Source organism: Azospirillum sp., from assembly GCF_035627195.1.
In the GTDB taxonomy this organism is placed as follows: domain Bacteria; phylum Pseudomonadota; class Alphaproteobacteria; order Azospirillales; family Azospirillaceae; genus Azospirillum.
The window spans coordinates 26,698-43,493 of record NZ_DASPMG010000202.1; the positions used below are offsets into that span (position 1 = coordinate 26,698).

Here is a 16,796-nt window from a genome sequence, read left to right on the forward strand (position 1 = left end):
GAACGGCTACGCGCCGTCCTCCTCCTCATCGCACTCGTTCTGGAAATCGAAGCGCCCGCTCCCCGGAGGAACATCGTAGACGCCGCAGTACCACAGCTTGATCAGCACCTTCGTCTCCCCGTGCTGGGCGAACTGCTGGTACAGCACGTAGACGCCGCCGCGGATACGGGCATGGGCGGTGCCGATGACCGTGCCGGGAAGCTCGATATCGCCTGCGGTGCCCGGCCGGGTGTTGAACGACTCCACCAGCCGCTCGACGGCCGCGCTTTGCTCGGGCGTCAGCCGGGCGCGCTTGTCGATGAAATCCTGCATCACCTCCTTGTCGCAGGCCGGGGGCCGCGACAGGCCGGAAATCGGGAGGTGAAGGCCCTTCATCCGCGTCAGGAAGCCTTTACGTAGGGCTTCCACCCGCTGACGGCGGCGTTGGCGCTGAGCTTGACGAACAGGCGGCGGGCGGCCTTCTGCTGCTCCGGGCTGGCCTTCTTGACCGGGGCGCCGGAGAACTCCGCCCGCTCGACCGAACGGGTCCTGGGTGTGGCCGCCGCGGTAACCTTCTGGGGCTTCATGGAGAGATCCTGACCAATCCGGCGCATTCGATCCGTTGGATCATCATCCCGCCCCCCGTCCCTGTCAACCGGCCGTCTTGACCCGGCCGGGTGCGAGCGTCCATAAAACCGGCCTCCCGGCGTTCGTTATCAAGCTCAGCGAGAGGGGCCACCCGTGAACCGCATCTTCTCCGGCATGCAGCCGACCCGTCAATTGCACCTCGGCAATTACCTGGGCGCGCTGCGCAACTGGGTGGCCCTGCAGAACGAATACGAATGCATCTTCTGCGTCGTCGACCTGCACGCGCTGACCATCGACCAGGAACCGGACGTCCTGCGCAACAACATCCGCGAAGTGACGGCCGCCTACATCGCCGCCGGCATCGACCCGGAAAAGAACATCCTGTTCAACCAGTCCTTCGTGTCGCAGCACTCGGAACTGGCCTGGATCCTGTCCTGCCACACGCCGCTGGGCTGGCTGAACCGCATGACGCAATTCAAGGAGAAGGCCGGCAAGCAGCGCGACATGGCCAACCTGGGCCTGTACTCCTACCCCGTGCTGATGGCCGCCGACATCCTGCTGTACAAGGCCACCCACGTGCCGGTGGGCGAGGACCAGAAGCAGCACCTGGAGCTGTCGCGCGACATCGCCGGCGCCTTCAACCGCCGCTACGGCGTCGAGTACTTCCCCCTGCCCGAGCCGCAGATCCTGGGCGAGGCGACGCGCGTCATGAGCCTGCGCGACGGCACCAAGAAGATGAGCAAGTCGGACGAGTCCGAGTACAGCCGCATCAACATGACGGACGACGCCGACACCATCGCCCAGAAGATCCGCAAGGCGAAAACCGATCCCGAGCCGCTGCCCGACAACCTGGAAGACCTGGAGAAGCGCCCGGAGGCCGACAACCTGGTCACCATCTACGCGGCGCTGTCGGGCGAGACGCGCGAGCAGGCGATCCAGCGCTTCGCCGGCAACCAGTTCTCGCAGTTCAAGACGGCGCTGCTGGACGCCGCGGTGGCGCACCTGTCGCCGATCACCAAGCGGATGAACGAGCTGCTGGCCGACAAGGCGGAGATCGACCGCATCCTGCGCAAGGGCGGCGAGCGCGCGGCGGCCATCGGCCAGACGCACCTGGACGAGATCAAGGACATCATCGGCCTGTTGCGCCCGTAAGGCGCGGTTACGAGCCTGTTGCGCCCGTGGGGATCCGTGTCGATACTCGCAAAAGCCCCTCTCCCTTGAGGGGGCGACGCCGAAGGGCGTCGCGGTAGGGGTGAGGGTGGTTACGGGCGACAGCCCGGACAGAGACTCTCTTCCCGCCCTTCGGGCGGTAACGACCCCTCATCCCAACCCTTCTCCCTCAAGGGGAGAAGGGCTTCGACATGGAGCCGGGATCCACCGATGACCGCCCCCATCCTCCTCACCGGCTTCCAGCCGTTCGGCCCGCACGGCGTCAACCCGACGTCGCTGCTGATGGAACGGCTGGCCGGGACGGACGGGGTGGTCACCGCCGTGCTGCCGGTCGAATACGACGCCTGCGGCGACGCCTTCGCGGCGCTGCTGGACGAGCACGCGCCGGCCGCGGCGATCAGCTTCGGCCTCGCCTTCCGCACCGAGTCGGTGCTGGTCGAGCGGCTGGCCTGGAACCGCGACGAGAGCGAGCAGGCCGACAACGCCGGCGTGGTGCGCGAGGACGCGGCGATCGTCGCGGACGGGCCCACCGCCTACGGCACCGGCATCCCGGTCCAGCTGATGCTGCGCACGCTGGCCGCCGCCGGCCTGCCGGTGGGCATGAGCGACCACGCGGGCGGCTTCGTGTGCAACCACCTCTACTACCGCGCCCGCCACACCATCGAGACGCGCGGCCTGGACCTGCCCATGGCGTTCCTGCACGTGCCGCCCCTGCCCGAGCAGGTGGCCGGCCAGCCCGGCCGCACCGGCCTGCCGCTGGACCGGCTGGAGCTGGGCGTGCGCGTGCTGGTCGACGTGCTCAGCCAAGGATTGGGCCAGGGCTTGGGCGGCGTCTCAGCCTAGCAGCACGCTGACGAACATCGGCGCCCACAGCACGGCCAGCCACAGAAGGCCGAAGAAGACCCCGTTGGTGATGTCTGTGAAGGTCGGTGCCTCCAGGCGGTGGATGCGCCACAGCGCGTCGCGGTCGCCGCTTTCCGGGGGAAGTGCATCAGCCATCGCCGCGCCTCCTGTTCCAAGACGGTAAGCAACGGCGTGCGCCCGGCAGCGGTTCCTCTGCCTGACGGAGGTGTCCGGGGGGTGTAGTGGAAACGCGCTCAGGCGCTCTTGGCGCGGCGCAGTTCGGGGGCGGCCGGGGCGGGGGTGTCGGCGCTGACGATGGTGCGCAGCGACTCCAGGAACGCGCGCCCGTTGTCGGTGAGCGTGACGATCTTGCGGCGGCGTTCGCGCGGGTCTTCCTGCGACTGCACGAGGTCGAGACCGGCCTTCCCGAAGGAATGCCAGCGGCTCAGCGCCGCGACGTTGCGCGAGGCGGAGGATTGGGCGATGCCCAGGCGTTCCGCAAGCTCGCCGATCGAGATGCCTTCGTTCTGCGCGATGGTCAGGAAGGACAGCGCGTATTGGATCGGCAGGTCGGGGTCGAGCGAGCGGAACGCCTCGAGCACACGGGTTACGGTCGCTACCGCGTCATGGCGGGTGCGGGCCGGCATCAGCGAGCCCCCTCGACCGTCCGGGCCGCGCGGGCGGTGCCCACCGGGCCGGCGTGTAGATGATGTTCAGGCGTCCAAGCCATACGACGAATTCCCCGTTTTCCCGCCGGAGGTCGAAGAAACCGTCCGGGTTCGCCCAGCGGGCGTGTTCGACGAAGACGTTATGACCGCACAGGCCGAGAAACACGCTCATGGGATCCCCTCGATATCCGGAATTCGCTGCTTGGGCTCTCGCATACGCACCAATGGTCCTGTCGCGTGGTGGTGGGGCGAGCTCGGCGGATTCGGGTGTTGGGAACGACGAGTTTCATGACGGAACTCCGTGGTTGGGTTCGTTGGGATTGACGATGAAACGGTGAGGCTTCAGGTATCGCCGGTCAGTAATACGGACGCAAGCTGCAAAATGTCCGCGCGGGCGAAAAGTTCCGCTCGCGGATGGGTTCGGGCGCAAAAGGGGCGTCCGTCCCTTCGGCGAGGCCCACGTCGCGCAACAGGTGCTCCGACAGGTGGGAAACGTCGGGCGTGCCGGGCGGGGCGAGCCACCGCGACAGCAGCGTGTGCCACAGGCTGGGCATGGGTCTTCTCCATGGTGGGTGAGTTGGTTTGCAGACACGCAATACATCCGTGATAGGATGCTTCGTGTCAAGCCGGCCACACCGTTTGCGCCACTCTGTGGCTGAACGGCAACGATTCTGGACAAGCCCGTTGCGCTGCGTCATCAAGGGTCCGTCGCATCCTCCGCCATCCGGAATCGCCTTGCGCCTGCCCGCACTCCGCCTGGGCCTGCTCGCCGCGCCGCTGCTCGCCGCCCTGCTCGTCGGCCAATCCGCCGCACCGGCGGCGGCGCAGGGGCGATTCGCGCCGGGCCCGTGCTGGTTCACCCCGCCCGAGGGCGAGGCGGCGGCCTGCGGCACGTTGCTGGTTCCCGAACGGCGCGACCGTCCCGGCTCGCGCCTGCTGCGCCTGCCGGTGGCGGTGCTGCGCAGCACCGCCGACACCCCCGCCCCCGACCCGGTCGTCTACATCGAGGGCGGCCCCGGCGCTTCCGTCTTCGGCGCGGAGGAGCCGGCGGAGGAGCGGATGGAAAGCTGGTGGGAGCTGTCGGCCCCCTTCCGCCGCACCCGCGACTTCGTGCTGTTCGACCAGCGCGGCGTGGGGCGGGCCGAGCCCGACACCAACTGCCCCGAACTGGACGCGCTGGCGGCACCCGAGCCGCGCCCGTCGCCGCCCGCCCGCCGGACGGCGGCGGAGGAGGACGCGATCCGCGCCTGCGCCCAGCGGCTGCAGGCTGCGGGCGTCGACGTCACGGCCTTCTCCACACCCGCCATCGCCGACGACGTGGCCGATCTGGCGGACGCGCTGGGGGTGCCGCGCGTCAACCTGTTCGCCATCTCCTACGGCACGCGGGTGGCGCTGGAGGTGCTGCGCCGCCACGGCGGCCGGGTGCGCGCCGCGGTGCTGGACGCCGTCTACCCGCCCGACGTCAACGCGCGGGAGGAGGAGGCGTGGCTGTCCCACCGCGCGCTGAAGCGGCTGTTCGACGACTGCACCGCCAGCCGGTCCTGCCGCGCCGCCTTCCCCGACCTGGAGGCGCGCTTCCGCCGCCTGCTCGCCAAGCTGGACGAGGCGCCCACGGAGGTGGCGGTGGGCGACCCCATGGTGCCGCTGACCGTGCGCCTGGACGGCCGCACCGCCGTCGCCGCCGTGCTGGAGGCGATGGCGGACGGCGATTCCCTGGCCCGCCTGCCGCAGGCGGTGGACGCGGCGGTGCGCGGGCGGCTGTACCGCCTTGCCCGCAACGCCCCCAACCCGTGGCTGGGCGATCCGGACACGGCGGAGGGCATGGCCTTCTCCATCGAATGCCGGGAAACGGTGAACGCCGCCGACCCCGCGCGCATCGCCGCCGACCGGCGCCGCTGGTCGTGGGCCGCCCCGGCCACCGGTTCCGCCGACGATCCCGGCCGGCGGGCCTGCGCCCGCTGGCCGGCCGGGACGCGCGAGGCGATCGAGCGGCTGCCGGTCGCCAGCCCGGTGCCGGCGCTGCTGCTGTCCGGCGCCTACGACCCGGTGACACCGCCGGAGTGGGGGGAGCGCGCCGCCTTCACCCTGCCCGCCGGCCGCCACATGGTGTTCCGCGCCGCCGGCCACGTGGTGACGGCGGGCGACCCCTGCGCCCTGGAAACCGCCGCCGCCTTCCTCGACACGCCCGACCCGGCCGCCGTGCGCGAGTGCCGCAGCGCCGCCCGCCCGCCGCGCTTCGTCACGGAGTGACCCCAACGTTCACACCGCCTCCATCGCCAGCGACAGCGGTGCCGACTTCTTCGCCGGGCGGGCGCCCAGGTCCGGCCCCATCACCGCCTCCGCCGCCAGCCGGCCGGAGATCACGCAGGCCTCCACGCCCGGTCCCGGAAAGGCGCCGCTGCCGGCGAGGCACAGGCCACGGATCGGCGTCTTGCGCGGCAGGTGCGGCTCGCAGCCGTAGATCGCCCCGCCGGTGACGTGGGCGTAGCGGGCGAAGGTCGCCGCCGTCGCCTCCTGCCGGTGCAGGATGTGCCGTTCCAGGTCCGGAATAACCCGCGCGGCAGCGGCGATCAGCGCATCGCCTTCGCGCCGCTTGCGCTCGCGGTAGTCCGGCGCCGCGCGGTCCCAGCCGCCGGCCGGGGCGAGGCGCAGCAACTCGACCGAGGCGCAGCCCGGCGGCGCCAGCGAGGGATCGGCGAGCGACGGCACGGCGATGGCGACGCGCGGCTGGTCCAGCACGAAGGACAGCATCGGCAGGTCCGGCACGAAATCCAGGCCCAGCGTCACCATGAAGGCGGAGGTGGTCGGGCGCAGCGCCGCCGCCCGCGCGGCGTAGTCCGCCGGCAGGTGTTCGGCGCCGACGAGGTCCAGCATCGTGCGCCGCACGTCGGCGTTGGAGATCACCCACGGCGCCCGGAGGACGCGCCCGTCCGCCGTTTCCACCCCCGTCGCGGCGCCGCCGTCCACCAGGATGCGGCGGGCGGCGGTCTTCAGCAGCACCTCGCCCCCGTTCCCGCGGATCGCGCTCACCAGCGCGTCGGCCAGCCGCTGGGAGCCGCCCTGCGGGTAGCGGCCGCCGTCGAACCAGTAGCCGAAGATGGGCGCCATCTGCATGGCGGTCAGTTCCTCCGGCCGGTCCGACAGGTACGCCGTCAGGCTGGACAGCAGGCGGCGCGCGCCGGGATCGTGGACAAACCGTTCCAGCATCGAAACGAACTTCGTCTCCCGCCAGCGGGCGGAATGCGGGCAGGTGACGGGGTAGGCGCGCATCGCCGCCAGCGTGTCGGGGATGTGGGGCAGGCCGCGCTCGCCGCAGCCGCGGTAGAGGTCGTCGTAGATCCCGCGCATCGCCGCCAGGAAGGCGTGGATGCCGGCGGCGCTGCCCGGAAACTCGGCCGCCAGCAGCGCCTCCAGCCCATCGGCGTCGTCCGGCAGGCGGCGGTAGCGCCCGTCGGCCAGCACGCCGCGGTCCACCGGCAGCCACGTCACGCGGTCCTCCACGCCCACGGTGCGCAGCAGGTGCCCGATCGGGCCGTGCGGGTGAGCGCCGCTGATGTCGTGCACGCCCGCGTCGAAGTCGAAGAGCCCGATCCGCCCGTCCGGCGTGCGGGCCTTGCGCTCCCACGAGGAGCAGAAGCCGCCCGGCCGGTCGTGCGCCTCCAGCACGGTGACGCGCGCGCCGGAGGTCGCCAACAGCGCCGCCGCCGTCAGCCCGCCGATGCCGGCGCCGACCACCACGACGTCGCGCCCGTCGCCCTCGCGCGCCCCGATCAACGCCGGGGCGGGCCAGTCGTAGGGCTCCCGCGCCGCCAGGATGCGCCGCATGGCACGGTCGGCCAGGAAGGAGGGTCCGCGAACGTTCGCCACGATGCCCAGGGCGGTGCAGGCCATCGACGCCGGCAGCGCCCACGCCCCCGGCAACAGCCCGAACGCCGCCGCCCCCATCAGGAACAGGACGCCCCACACGGCGGTCAGGGCGCGGTTGACGGCGACGAACTGGGGCAGCTCCCAGTACTCGCGCGGCCAATCCTCGCGGGCGTATTGCAGCGTGAAGGGGCTGCCCACGGCCAGGCTGCCGAACGCCATCACCGCCAGCGCCAGATGCACCAGCACAGGAAGGTGGCTGCGCGGCCAAGTCCAGCCGGCGGTCTCCGCCGCCAGCAGGCCGGCGAAGAAGGCGGCGGCCACCAGCTCCGGCGCCTTCAGCGAGCCGCGTAGGCGGTCGACGACGCAGAGCACGAGGCTGGCCGCCAGCGCGGCGGCGGCGGCCGGAACGCTGCCGGCGGGCAGCAGGCTTCCGAACAGGATCCACGGCGAGAAGCCGATGACGATGCGGAGCGGCGTGGCAAGTTTCATGGCGGGACCTTCGGCGGGGAACGGTTTTCCGCCAGGATCCCCACGCCGCCCGATCGCTCCAGCCGCCGTTCGCGAAAGGCCCGTTCCGCTTCGCCGGAAGCCGCTCCCGTCGATCCGCGAAGCGCGAACGGCGGGAAAAAAACGACCGGAGACACGGATGAACACGGATGCCGGCTGCGCCGGCCACGGATGGACACGGATCAGGATCGATCATCCGTGTTCATCCGGCCCCATCCGTGTTCATCCGTGTCTCAAAAACGTCCACTCAAAGAACGTCCACGAACGGCCTTGCCCCGGCCCGGCGCGATCGGCTACAGTCCGACCCATGAAGACCGTGTCGATTCCCGCCACCGCCCTCACGGGGCGATTTTGGTACCGCTGGTACATCCCGGCGGCTTAAGGAATCGCGCACCCCAATGCAGACCCGAAGCCGCCCCAGCCAAGGCGGCTTTTGTGTTTTCCGGGCACCGAACGGAACCCCCATAACCCGCCAGGGCTGAGACGGCCTCCGACAAACCAGGAGGTTGTTCCATGCTGGATTTCGATTTCGACGTCGTCACCGGCCCGTCGTTGGCCAGTTGCCCCGTCAACAAGGCCGTGACCGAGGCGGACGAGGATGCCCCGCCGTCCACGGCGCCGGCCGCCGAGCCGGTCAGCGCCCCGGCGCGATCCGCCGGTAGCTGAGCGCCTCGGCCACGTGCACGCGGCGCACGCCGTCCACCCCGGCGAGGTCGGCCAGCGTGCGCGCCACGCGCATGACGCGGTGGTAGCCGCGCGCCGACAGCTTCAGGCGCTCCGCCGCCTCGGTCAGCAGGGCGCGGCCGGATTGGTCGGGGGCGGCCACGTGCTCCAGCAGTTCGCCGTCGGCGTCGGCGTTGCAGCGCACCGGCGGACGCCCATCTCCGGTCTTGGTGCCGGATTGGGCGCCGGGCTTGGCCAGCGCGGCGTAACGCTCGGCCTGGATGGCGCGGGCCACCGCCACGCGGGCGGCGACCTCGGCGCTGCCCTCGGCGGCCGGCGGCAGGCTGAGGTCGGCGGGGCTGACGGCCGGCACGTCGATGTGCAGGTCGATGCGGTCGAACAGCGGGCCGGAGATCTTCGACTGGTAGTCGGCCGCGCACTTCGGCGCGCGGGCGCAGGCCAGCGACGGGTCGTCCAGGTGCCCGCAGCGGCACGGGTTCATGGCGGCGACCAGCTGGACGCGCGCGGGATAGGTGACGTGCGCGTTGACGCGCGACACCACCGCCCGCCCGGTCTCCAGCGGCTGGCGCAACGCCTCCAGCGTCGGGCGGGCGAATTCGGGGAGTTCGTCGAGAAACAGCACGCCCATGTGGGCGAGCGAAATCTCGCCCGGTTTCGCGCGCGACCCGCCGCCGACCAGGGCCGGCAGGCTGGCGCTTTGATGCGGCGAACGAAACGGCCGGGTGCGCAGCAGCCGCCCGTCCTCCAGAAGGCCGGCGACGCTGTGGATCATCGACACCTCCAGCGCCTCCGCCGGGTCGAGCGGCGGCAGCAGGCCCGGCAGCCGGGCCGCCAGCATCGACTTGCCCGACCCCGGCGGCCCGATCATCAGCAGGTTGTGCGAGCCGGCGGCGGCAACCTCCAGCGCCCGCTTGGCCGTCTCGTTGCCCTTCACGTCGCGCAGGTCGGGCGGCGCGCCCGCCTCCTCCTGCAGGCGCGGCTTGGGCGGGGAGAGCACCTGCGTGCCCTTGAAATGATTGACCAGGGACAGGAGGTTGCCGGGCGCCAGCACGTCCAGCTCCGCACCCGCCCACGCCGCCTCGCCGCCGCAGGCCTCCGGCACGATCAGGCCGCGGTCGTTCGCCAGCGCGTTGATGGCCGCCGGCAGCACGCCGGCCACCGGCGTCAGCGCCCCGTCCAGCGCCAGTTCGCCCAGCGCGCAGTAGCGCTGCATCTCCATGTCCGGCAGCACGCCCATGACGGTGAGCAGCCCGAGCGCGATCGGCAGGTCGAAGTGCGAGCCTTCCTTCAGCACGTCGGCCGGCGCCAGATTGACGACGATCCGCTTGGCCGGCAGCGACAGCCCCAGCGCGTGCAGGGCGGAGCGCACCCGCTCCCGGCTCTCGCCCACCGCCTTGTCGGGAAGGCCGACGATGGTGAAGGCGACGATGCCGCTGGACATCTGCACCTGGACGTCGATGTCCATGACCTCGATGCCCTGAAACGCCACCGTGTTGATCCGCGCAACCACGCCGCACCACCCTCTAGCGAAATGCACGCGATTGTATGGTTGGTTTCCTCATTTTGCCAGCGGCGCGCGCTGGGGCGGCTGTTTTGGACACGGATGAACACGGATTTTGTACGGATGAACACGGATGAAAATTCAATCTCTCTCATCCGCGTCTATCCGTGCGCCGGCCCCGCCGGCATCCGTGTGCATCCGTGTCCTCCCTTCCTTCGGCTCCACGCTTCCGCACCGCACAAACAACCCGCTATAGTTCCGGCATCCCGGCGCGCGGCGCCGGTGGAACGCAGGGCGGGAGCGCGATGGAATACCAGCTCCAGCGCATGGACGTGGGCCTCATCATCCTCGACGCGGGGCGGCGCATCCTCTCGCTCAACGGCACGGCGGCGCGGCTGCTGGGCGGCGACGCCGGTGCCCTGGTCGGCGCCCACATCCTCGACCTGCACGCCCCGGCCAGCCGGCCCAAGGTGGAGCTGCTGCTGAACGCCGCCGGGGAGCCGGAGGCGCCGCCGTCGGCCACCTCCATGGTCGTCGCCCTGCCCGGCCGGGTGACGGTGGTGCGGGCGACCAGCCTGCCGTGGAACGGCGCCACCGCCACAGCGCTGATGCTGTTCGACCCCGGCGGCCCCGCCGCCACAACGGTCCAGCCCACAGCACCCGAGCCCGACGCGGCGGAGCCGCTGGTCAAGCTGCCGGTGGCGACGCGCCAGGGTGTGGCGCTGATCGACCCGGCGGAGGCGGTGTACCTGCGCGCCGACGGCCACTATGCCCGCGTCCACACGGCCGGAGGCGACTTCCTGTGCACGCTGTCGCTGTCCGACCTGGAATCGCGCCTCGACGGACGGCACTTCGTGCGCGCGCACCGCGGCTACATCGTCAACCTGCGCTTCGCCCAGGCCATCGAGCGCGTCGGCGACCGCGCCGCCTTCGTCATGGCCGCCCCCGGCGCCCCGCGCGTGCCGGTCAGCCGCGGGCGCATCGACGCGCTGAAGAAGCGGCTGGCGCTGTAGGCGCCGCCGTTCATGCCGCCGTTCGTGCATCAGGGGCGCCGTTCGTGCCCGCATGCGGCTGCTCGCGCACCGGCCGTTGCGGGCGGGCGCACGCCCTGGCGATAGAGGAGCGTCCCGCCCCCTCCCAGCGCCGAGACCCACCATGTCCGAGCAAGACACCGCCGACCAGGCCACCGCCGACCGCTACGTCTCCTTCCGCGGCATCGACTGCGAGGCCAACAACCGCGCCGTGATCGAGCGCGTGCTGATGCACATCAACGACCCGGCCAAGACCAACCCGTTCTGGGAGAAGTTCAAGGCGCGCCTGGCGGAGGCCGCGCAGCCCTACGCCCGCCAGTCGGACGAGCTGTGCCTAGCCTGCTCCCACACCTATTACTTCGAGGAGCTGTTCGAGGAACACGGCGACGAGGAGGGTCTCGCCATGCTGCACAAGCTGGAGGTGGAGTGCTGCTGACCCCGTGCCGCTGACCGACAGCTGATTGGGCGAAGCGCGCGGATGCCCTATTCTCTCTTCCCAACGAACGGAACGAGGGATTGAGACCCGTGCTTCTCCACCTGTGCACCTGGGCCGAGGTCGAGGCCTACCTGAAGAACTCCAAGGGCATCGTCATGCCCATCGGCTCCACCGAGCAGCATGGGCCGAACGGCCTGATCGGCACCGACGCCATCTGCGCCGAGGTGATCGGCCGCGAGGTGGGTGCGGCGGCCGGCGCCATGGTCGGCCCGACCATCGCGGTCGGCATGGCCGTGCACCACATGGAGTTCCCCGGCTCCATGACGCTGAAGCCCTCGACCCTGCTGGCGGTGATCCGCGACTACGTCGCCTCGCTGGCCGAGCATGGGTTCGAGCGCTTCTTCTTCGTCAACGGCCACGGCGGCAACGTGCCGACCATCCGCGCCGCCTTCTACGAGGTCTACGCCGAGCTGCGCGCGCTGAAGGGCGCCAACGCGCCCGACGTGCGCTGCGCGCTGGTCAACTGGTGGGAGGCGCCGGGGGTGGGCGCCCTGTCGCGCGAGCTGTTCCCCGGCGTGGAAGGCTCGCACGCCACGCCGTCGGAGGTGTCGGTCACCCAGTACGCCTATCCGGAAGCCATCAAAAGCGCGCCGATGACGCCGCAGGTGGCGCCCAGCGGCGGCTTCCACGACGCCCGCGACTTCCGCCGCCGCTACCCGGACGGCCGCATCGGCTCCGACCCCTCGCTGGCCCGGCCGGAGCACGGCCGCCGCATGGTCGAGGCGGCGGTGGCCGGCATCTCCGACCAGTACCGGAGGTTCGTGGAGGAAGCCTAGTCCGCCACCTGCGGCCGGGACGCGGGCTGCGGCAGCGGGGCCGGCCGCAGCACGCGCTCCAGCCAGTACATCAGCGGCGGCACGGCGAGGCCCAGCGCGATCGCCACCCAGGCCATGGCCGGCACGTTGCCCAGGCTGCCGTCGGGCAGCGTGTCCAGGATGTGCGCCGACAGGAAGGAGCCGGCGGCGGCCGCCACGTGCGTCACCGCCGACACCAGCGCCATGAAGCCGGCGCGCTCCTGCGGGTGCGGCACCTTGGAATAGACGGCGCTGTTCGCCACCATGCGCGCCCCGTTGCACAGCATGAACAGCGGGAAGATCACCAGGACCGGCATCCACGCCCGGTAGTCGAGGAACCCCGCCCACAGCACCGCCGTCATCAGCACCGTGTTGACCAGCGTCACCGGCGCCGAGCCGTAGCGGTCCACCATGCGCCCGGCCGCCCGCATGCCGAAGAAGGTCAGCGTCCCGCCCGCCATGTACAGCAGCCCCAGCCGGTCGCGCGGGTAACCCAGGTTGTGCTGCACGTAGGCGGAGATGTTGGGGATCACCACGAAGGCCTGCATCTGCAAAAGCCCCGCCGTGGCGTAGGCCAGCCACACCGCGCGCCGCGCCAGCAGGCTGCCCAGCCGCGACAGCACCGCCGGCCCGGGCCCTTCCGACAGGTGCCCGCGCTGCGGCGGCAGCACGGCCATGGCCGCCACGACCACCACGGCCGCCAGACCCGCCACCGCGAAGAACGGCAGCCGCCAGCCGCCCAGCCGAGCCAGTTCCAGCCCGATCGGCAGGCCCAGCACGGCGGCCAGCGAGAACGTTCCCATGACCACGCCCATGGCGCGCCCGCGCCGTTCCGGCGCCACGCAGTCGGCCACCAGCGCGATGCCCAGCGCCACCGCCGGCCCGCCGAACAGCCCGGCCAGCACGCGCGTCGCCAGCAGCGTCGGCAGGTCGACCGCCAGCCCGCCCAGCGCCGTGGCCGCCACCAGCCCGGCCAGCGTCACCGCCAGCGCCGTGCGCCGGTCGAAGCGGTCGAGGAACAGCGAGCCCGCCAGCCCGGCGACCGCCGCCGCCAGCGTGTAGCTGCCGCCGACGTAGCCGACGTGCGACGGCGCGAACCCCAGCGCCGCCGCGAAGTCCGGCCCCAGCGGCATCACCATCATGAAGTCGAGGACGTTGATGAACTGCACCGCCGCGATCACCAGCACGATGCGGCGCTCGTCGGACGTCGTTGTGCCGGTCCGGGACAAGGCGTTGCTCCGGGTGGGTGAAACCGATTTCCGCAGCCACTGTAGCGGAGCGTCCCGCACCTGCGAAGCAACGCAGCCATGCCCGCCCGGCTTGGCCGCCTTGCGATGCCGCAGCATTTGATTCACCTCATTTAGCAAAGCCAAATATCAGCCTATCCTGCGGCCGCCCAACCATCCGGCCACCCTTCCGGCAGCGCAGCGCCATGGACCTGACGCCGATTCTCGACCGCTTCGGGGAGAGTGCCACCACCGCGGCCGGCGGGCTGGTCATCGGCCTGCTGTTCGGCATCTTCGCGCAGCGCAGCCGATTCTGCCTGCGCTCGGCCGTCATCGAGTTCGCGCATGGGGCGCTGGGGCCCAAGGTGGCGGTGTGGCTGCTCGCCTTCTCCTCGGCGGTGGCCGGCACGCAGGGGCTGATCGCCGCCGGGCTGCTGGACGTGTCGGAGGCGCGGCTGCTCGCCACGCGGGGCAGCCTGTCGGGGGCGCTCATCGGCGGCACGCTGTTCGGCGCCGGCATGATCCTGTCGCGCGGCTGCGCCAGCCGGCTGCTGGTGCTGTCGGCCAACGGCAACCTGCGGGCCCTGCTGAACGGCCTCGTCTTCGCGGTGACGGCGCAGGCGTCGCTGCGCGGGCTGCTGGCCCCGGCGCGCGACGCGCTGGCCGGGCTGTGGACGGTGGCGGACGCCAAGGCGCTGAACCTGCTCACCCTCGCGGGGCTCGGACCCGGCGGCGGACCGGCGCTGGGGCTGCTGTTCCTGGCGGTGGCGGTCTGGCTGGGCGTGCGCAACCGGGTGCCGGCGTGGGGCTGGGCCGGCGCCGTGGGGGTGGGGGCCACGGTGGCGGCGGGCTGGTGGTGCACCTTCGCCGTCGCGTCCCAGTCCTTCGGCCCGGTCGCGGTGAAGAGCCTGGCCTTCACCGGCGCCTCGGCGGAGACGCTGATGCTGTTCCTCAGCCCGCCCGGCAACATCCTGGACTTCGACGTCGGCGTGGTGCCCGGCGTGTTCCTCGGCTCCTTCCTTGCCGCAGCACTGGCGGGGGAGCTGAAGCTGGAGGGGTTCCAGGGGGCCACCAGCATGCGCCGCTCGGTGTCGGGCGCGGTGCTGATGGGCTTCGGCGGCATGCTGGCCGGCGGCTGCGCGGTGGGGGCCGGCGTCACCAACGGCGCCATCTTCGCGCTGACCGCCTGGGTGGCACTGACCGCCATGTGGGCGGCGGCGGCGCTGACCGACGCGGTGCTCGACCGGCGAGGTGGCCGGCCAGGTGACCGGCGGGATGGCGGGGCGCGTTCGATAGCATCGTAATTGTTCGCCACGCGCATCGAACCTGTCGCATCGGCAGCGCACCGGGACCCTTTGTTGCGTGAAGGCCATCATCAAGTGTTGTCCCGTTACGCTTGAGGTCCTAACATCGCCGCCCACCCGAAGCCGGCCCCACCCAGAACCGGCAGGGCGTCAGACCCCAAGGACCCGACCCCATGGCCGAGAACGACACCAACAAGCGCGTCACCGACGAAGAAGCCCTCCTGCTGCATTCCAGCGGCCGCCCCGGCAAGCTGGAGATCACGCCCACCAAGCCGCTGACCACCCAGCGCGACCTGGCGCTGGCCTATTCGCCGGGCGTGGCGGCCCCCTGCCTGCGCATCGCCGAGGACCCGTCGCTGGCCTACGACTACACGGCCAAGGGGAACATCGTCGCCATCATCTCCAACGGCACGGCGGTGCTGGGCCTGGGCGACCTGGGTGCGCTGGCCGGCAAGCCGGTGATGGAGGGCAAGGCCGTCCTCTTCAAGCGCTTCGCCGACGTCGACGGCATCGACCTGGAGGTCGACACCAAGAACGTGGACGAGTTCGTCAACTGCGTGCGCTTCCTCGGCCCGTCCTTCGGCGGCATCAACCTGGAAGATATCAAGGCGCCGGACTGCTTCATCATCGAGGAGCGCCTGCGCGAGCTGCTGGACATCCCGGTCTTCCACGACGACCAGCACGGCACCGCCATCATCGCCGCCGCCGGCCTGATCAACGCCTGCGACATCACCGGGCGCAACCTGCGCGACGTCAAGATGGTGGTGAACGGCGCGGGGGCCGCCGGCATCGCCTGCGCCCAGCTGTTCAACGACCTGGGCGTGCCGCGCGAGAACATCACGCTGTGCGACACCAAGGGCGTGGTCTACCGCGGCCGGAACGAGGGCATGAACCAGTGGAAGTCGTCCTTCGCGGTCGACAACGACAAGCGCACGCTGGAGGAGGCGGTGGCCGGCTCCGACGTGTTCGTCGGCCTGTCCGCCAAGGGCGCCATGACCCCGGCGATGGTCAAGACCATGGCGGCGAAGCCGATCATCTTCGCGCTCGCCAACCCCGACCCGGAGATCACGCCGGAGGAGGCCAAGGCGGTGCGCCCCGACGCCATCGTCGCCACCGGGCGTTCCGACTATCCGAACCAGGTCAACAACGTCCTGGGCTTCCCCTACATCTTCCGCGGCGCGCTGGACGTGCGCGCCACGACGATCAACGAGGCGATGAAGGTCGCCGCCGCCAAGGCGCTGGCCGCCCTGGCGCGCGAGGACGTGCCGGACGAGGTGGACGCCGCCTATTCCGGCCGCCGGCTGCGCTACGGCCCGGACTACATCATCCCGGTGCCCTTCGACCCGCGCCTGATCGTCACCGTGCCGTGCGCCGTGGCGCAGGCCGCGATGGAGAGCGGCGTCGCGCGCAAGCCGATCGTCGACATGGCCGGCTACCGCAACACGCTGCGCACCCGCCTGGACCCGACCGCGGATTCGCTGGAGCTGATTCTCGAGAAGGTGCGCACCAACCCGCGGCGCGTGGTCTTCGCCGAGGGCGAGGAGGAGCGGGCGATCCGCGCCGCGCTGGCCTTCAAGGCGGCGGGCTACGGCACGCCGGTGCTGATCGGCCGCGAGGAGGTCATCAAGGAGCGCCTGGCCGCCATGGGCCAGCAGGCGGTGACCGACCTGGAGATCCACAACGCGCGGCTCTCCGACGCCAACCGCCGCTACACCGACTATCTGTACCGCCGCCTGCAGCGCAAGGGCGTGCTGCACCGCGACTGCCAGCGCATGGTGAACCAGGACCGCAACGTGTTTGCCGCCGCAATGGTGGCGAGCGGCGATGCCGATGCCATGGTCACCGGCGTCACGCGCGGCTATTACGTCGCCCTCGAGGACATCCGCCGCGCCATCGATCCCGCCCCCGGGCAGCGCCTGATCGGCGTGTCGATCGTGATCGCCAAGGGCCGAACGGTGTTCGTCGCCGACACGACGGTGACCGAGCTGCCGACGCCCCGCGACATGGCCGAGATCGCCGTGATGGTGGCCGGCCTCGCCCGCCGCCTCGGCCACGAGCCGCGTGTCGCCATGCTGTCGTTCTCGACATTCGGCAACCCGGTGCGCCCGCTGGCCCTGACGGTCCGCGAGGCAGCTGCG

Annotated in this window: 18 protein-coding genes; 9 read left to right on the forward strand and 9 right to left on the reverse strand. The window is 71.4% G+C overall.

Translation table 11 applies throughout. The annotated features are described in order from the left end of the window. Window positions 1-6: 6 nt before the first annotated feature. The gene (locus tag VED21_RS18785; protein WP_324884807.1) at window positions 7-312 is read right to left on the reverse strand and encodes a hypothetical protein; all 306 of its coding nucleotides are present in this window, start codon (window positions 310-312) and stop codon (window positions 7-9) included. 68 nt (window positions 313-380) lie between these two features. Beyond that, complete coding sequence (locus VED21_RS18790; protein ID WP_324884809.1) at window positions 381-566, reverse strand: hypothetical protein; 186 nt, start codon at window positions 564-566, stop codon at window positions 381-383. A gap of 154 nt (window positions 567-720) precedes the next feature. On the opposite strand from VED21_RS18790, the gene trpS reads away from it, so the two are divergent. Both trpS and VED21_RS18800 read left to right on the forward strand, forming a co-directional pair. Next, window positions 721-1,719, forward strand: coding sequence for a tryptophan--tRNA ligase (trpS, locus tag VED21_RS18795; protein ID WP_324884811.1), 999 nt, complete (start codon window positions 721-723; stop codon window positions 1,717-1,719). Window positions 1,720-1,947: 228 nt separating this feature from the next. Beyond that, window positions 1,948-2,580, forward strand: a complete 633-nt coding sequence (locus VED21_RS18800; RefSeq protein ID WP_324884814.1) for a pyrrolidone-carboxylate peptidase — start codon at window positions 1,948-1,950, stop codon at window positions 2,578-2,580. On the opposite strand, the gene VED21_RS18805 is transcribed toward VED21_RS18800, so the two are convergent. The 4 genes from VED21_RS18805 to VED21_RS18820 all read right to left on the reverse strand — a co-directional run bounded on the left by VED21_RS18805 (window position 2,572) and on the right by VED21_RS18820 (window position 3,802). Beyond that, the gene (locus VED21_RS18805) at window positions 2,572-2,736 is read right to left on the reverse strand and encodes a hypothetical protein (protein ID WP_324884816.1); all 165 of its coding nucleotides are present in this window, start codon (window positions 2,734-2,736) and stop codon (window positions 2,572-2,574) included. The genes VED21_RS18800 and VED21_RS18805 overlap by 9 nt on opposite strands. 98 nt (window positions 2,737-2,834) lie before the next feature. Further along, entirely contained in the window at window positions 2,835-3,227 is a 393-nt protein-coding gene (locus VED21_RS18810; RefSeq protein WP_324884818.1) for a winged helix-turn-helix transcriptional regulator, read from the reverse strand. Continuing rightward, the gene (locus tag VED21_RS18815) at window positions 3,205-3,420 is read right to left on the reverse strand and encodes a hypothetical protein (RefSeq protein ID WP_324884820.1); all 216 of its coding nucleotides are present in this window, start codon (window positions 3,418-3,420) and stop codon (window positions 3,205-3,207) included. Before VED21_RS18815 ends, VED21_RS18810 begins: the two co-directional genes overlap by 23 nt. 184 nt (window positions 3,421-3,604) lie before the next feature. Further along, window positions 3,605-3,802 (reverse strand): hypothetical protein, encoded by a 198-nt coding sequence (locus VED21_RS18820; protein WP_324884822.1) that lies wholly within the window; start codon window positions 3,800-3,802, stop codon window positions 3,605-3,607. A gap of 181 nt (window positions 3,803-3,983) precedes the next feature. Between VED21_RS18820 and VED21_RS18825 the strand changes: the two genes are divergently transcribed. Further along, window positions 3,984-5,498 carry an alpha/beta hydrolase gene (locus VED21_RS18825; RefSeq protein ID WP_324884824.1) on the forward strand — a complete coding sequence of 505 codons (1,515 nt, stop codon included), beginning with the start codon at window positions 3,984-3,986 and terminating at the stop codon, window positions 5,496-5,498. Between the two features lie 9 nt (window positions 5,499-5,507). Here VED21_RS18825 and VED21_RS18830 read toward each other — a convergent pair whose 3' ends face one another. Then, window positions 5,508-7,604 (reverse strand): NAD(P)/FAD-dependent oxidoreductase, encoded by a 2,097-nt coding sequence (locus VED21_RS18830; RefSeq protein ID WP_324884826.1) that lies wholly within the window; start codon window positions 7,602-7,604, stop codon window positions 5,508-5,510. A gap of 531 nt (window positions 7,605-8,135) precedes the next feature. On the opposite strand from VED21_RS18830, the gene VED21_RS18835 reads away from it, so the two are divergent. After that, the gene (locus tag VED21_RS18835) at window positions 8,136-8,288 is read left to right on the forward strand and encodes a hypothetical protein (protein ID WP_324884828.1); all 153 of its coding nucleotides are present in this window, start codon (window positions 8,136-8,138) and stop codon (window positions 8,286-8,288) included. Here the strand turns inward: VED21_RS18835 and VED21_RS18840 are convergent. Further along, window positions 8,257-9,816 carry a YifB family Mg chelatase-like AAA ATPase gene (locus tag VED21_RS18840; RefSeq protein ID WP_324884830.1) on the reverse strand — a complete coding sequence of 520 codons (1,560 nt, stop codon included), beginning with the start codon at window positions 9,814-9,816 and terminating at the stop codon, window positions 8,257-8,259. The genes VED21_RS18835 and VED21_RS18840 overlap by 32 nt on opposite strands. A gap of 296 nt (window positions 9,817-10,112) precedes the next feature. Between VED21_RS18840 and VED21_RS18845 the strand changes: the two genes are divergently transcribed. From VED21_RS18845 to VED21_RS18855, 3 genes are all read left to right on the forward strand, one after another. Then, window positions 10,113-10,820 (forward strand): PAS domain-containing transcriptional regulator, encoded by a 708-nt coding sequence (locus tag VED21_RS18845; RefSeq protein ID WP_324884832.1) that lies wholly within the window; start codon window positions 10,113-10,115, stop codon window positions 10,818-10,820. A gap of 142 nt (window positions 10,821-10,962) precedes the next feature. Further along, entirely contained in the window at window positions 10,963-11,274 is a 312-nt protein-coding gene (gene cowN / locus VED21_RS18850; protein ID WP_324884834.1) for a N(2)-fixation sustaining protein CowN, read from the forward strand. An 89-nt stretch (window positions 11,275-11,363) separates the two neighbouring features. Next, window positions 11,364-12,110 carry a creatininase family protein gene (locus VED21_RS18855; RefSeq protein ID WP_324884836.1) on the forward strand — a complete coding sequence of 249 codons (747 nt, stop codon included), beginning with the start codon at window positions 11,364-11,366 and terminating at the stop codon, window positions 12,108-12,110. Here the strand turns inward: VED21_RS18855 and VED21_RS18860 are convergent. Beyond that, window positions 12,107-13,357: an MFS transporter gene (locus VED21_RS18860; RefSeq protein ID WP_324884838.1), complete on the reverse strand. Its 1,251-nt coding sequence runs from the start codon at window positions 13,355-13,357 to the stop codon at window positions 12,107-12,109. The two genes, VED21_RS18855 and VED21_RS18860, sit on opposite strands and share 4 nt — an antisense overlap. Window positions 13,358-13,560: 203 nt before the next feature. On the opposite strand from VED21_RS18860, the gene VED21_RS18865 reads away from it, so the two are divergent. Continuing rightward, window positions 13,561-14,658: a YeeE/YedE family protein gene (locus tag VED21_RS18865; protein ID WP_324884840.1), complete on the forward strand. Its 1,098-nt coding sequence runs from the start codon at window positions 13,561-13,563 to the stop codon at window positions 14,656-14,658. A 173-nt stretch (window positions 14,659-14,831) separates the two neighbouring features. Continuing rightward, window positions 14,832-16,796, forward strand: a 1,965-nt coding sequence (locus VED21_RS18870; protein WP_324884842.1) for an NADP-dependent malic enzyme, incomplete at its 3' end; no start/stop codon positions are given.

What these genes read in the sequence shown, in the direction of transcription:
- VED21_RS18785 (WP_324884807.1), bottom strand. Translation starts at nt 312, where the DNA reads ATGCAGGATTTCATCGACAAGCGCGCCCGGCTGACGCCCGAGCAAAGC.
- VED21_RS18790 (WP_324884809.1), bottom strand. Translation starts at nt 566, where the DNA reads ATGAAGCCCCAGAAGGTTACCGCGGCGGCCACACCCAGGACCCGTTCG.
- VED21_RS18800 (WP_324884814.1), top strand. Translation starts at nt 1,948, where the DNA reads ATGACCGCCCCCATCCTCCTCACCGGCTTCCAGCCGTTCGGCCCGCAC.
- VED21_RS18805 (WP_324884816.1), bottom strand. Translation starts at nt 2,736, where the DNA reads ATGGCTGATGCACTTCCCCCGGAAAGCGGCGACCGCGACGCGCTGTGG.
- VED21_RS18810 (WP_324884818.1), bottom strand. Translation starts at nt 3,227, where the DNA reads ATGCCGGCCCGCACCCGCCATGACGCGGTAGCGACCGTAACCCGTGTG.
- VED21_RS18815 (WP_324884820.1), bottom strand. Translation starts at nt 3,420, where the DNA reads ATGAGCGTGTTTCTCGGCCTGTGCGGTCATAACGTCTTCGTCGAACAC.
- VED21_RS18820 (WP_324884822.1), bottom strand. Translation starts at nt 3,802, where the DNA reads ATGCCCAGCCTGTGGCACACGCTGCTGTCGCGGTGGCTCGCCCCGCCC.
- VED21_RS18830 (WP_324884826.1), bottom strand. Translation starts at nt 7,604, where the DNA reads ATGAAACTTGCCACGCCGCTCCGCATCGTCATCGGCTTCTCGCCGTGG.
- VED21_RS18835 (WP_324884828.1), top strand. Translation starts at nt 8,136, where the DNA reads ATGCTGGATTTCGATTTCGACGTCGTCACCGGCCCGTCGTTGGCCAGT.
- VED21_RS18845 (WP_324884832.1), top strand. Translation starts at nt 10,113, where the DNA reads ATGGAATACCAGCTCCAGCGCATGGACGTGGGCCTCATCATCCTCGAC.
- cowN (WP_324884834.1), top strand. Translation starts at nt 10,963, where the DNA reads ATGTCCGAGCAAGACACCGCCGACCAGGCCACCGCCGACCGCTACGTC.
- VED21_RS18865 (WP_324884840.1), top strand. Translation starts at nt 13,561, where the DNA reads ATGGACCTGACGCCGATTCTCGACCGCTTCGGGGAGAGTGCCACCACC.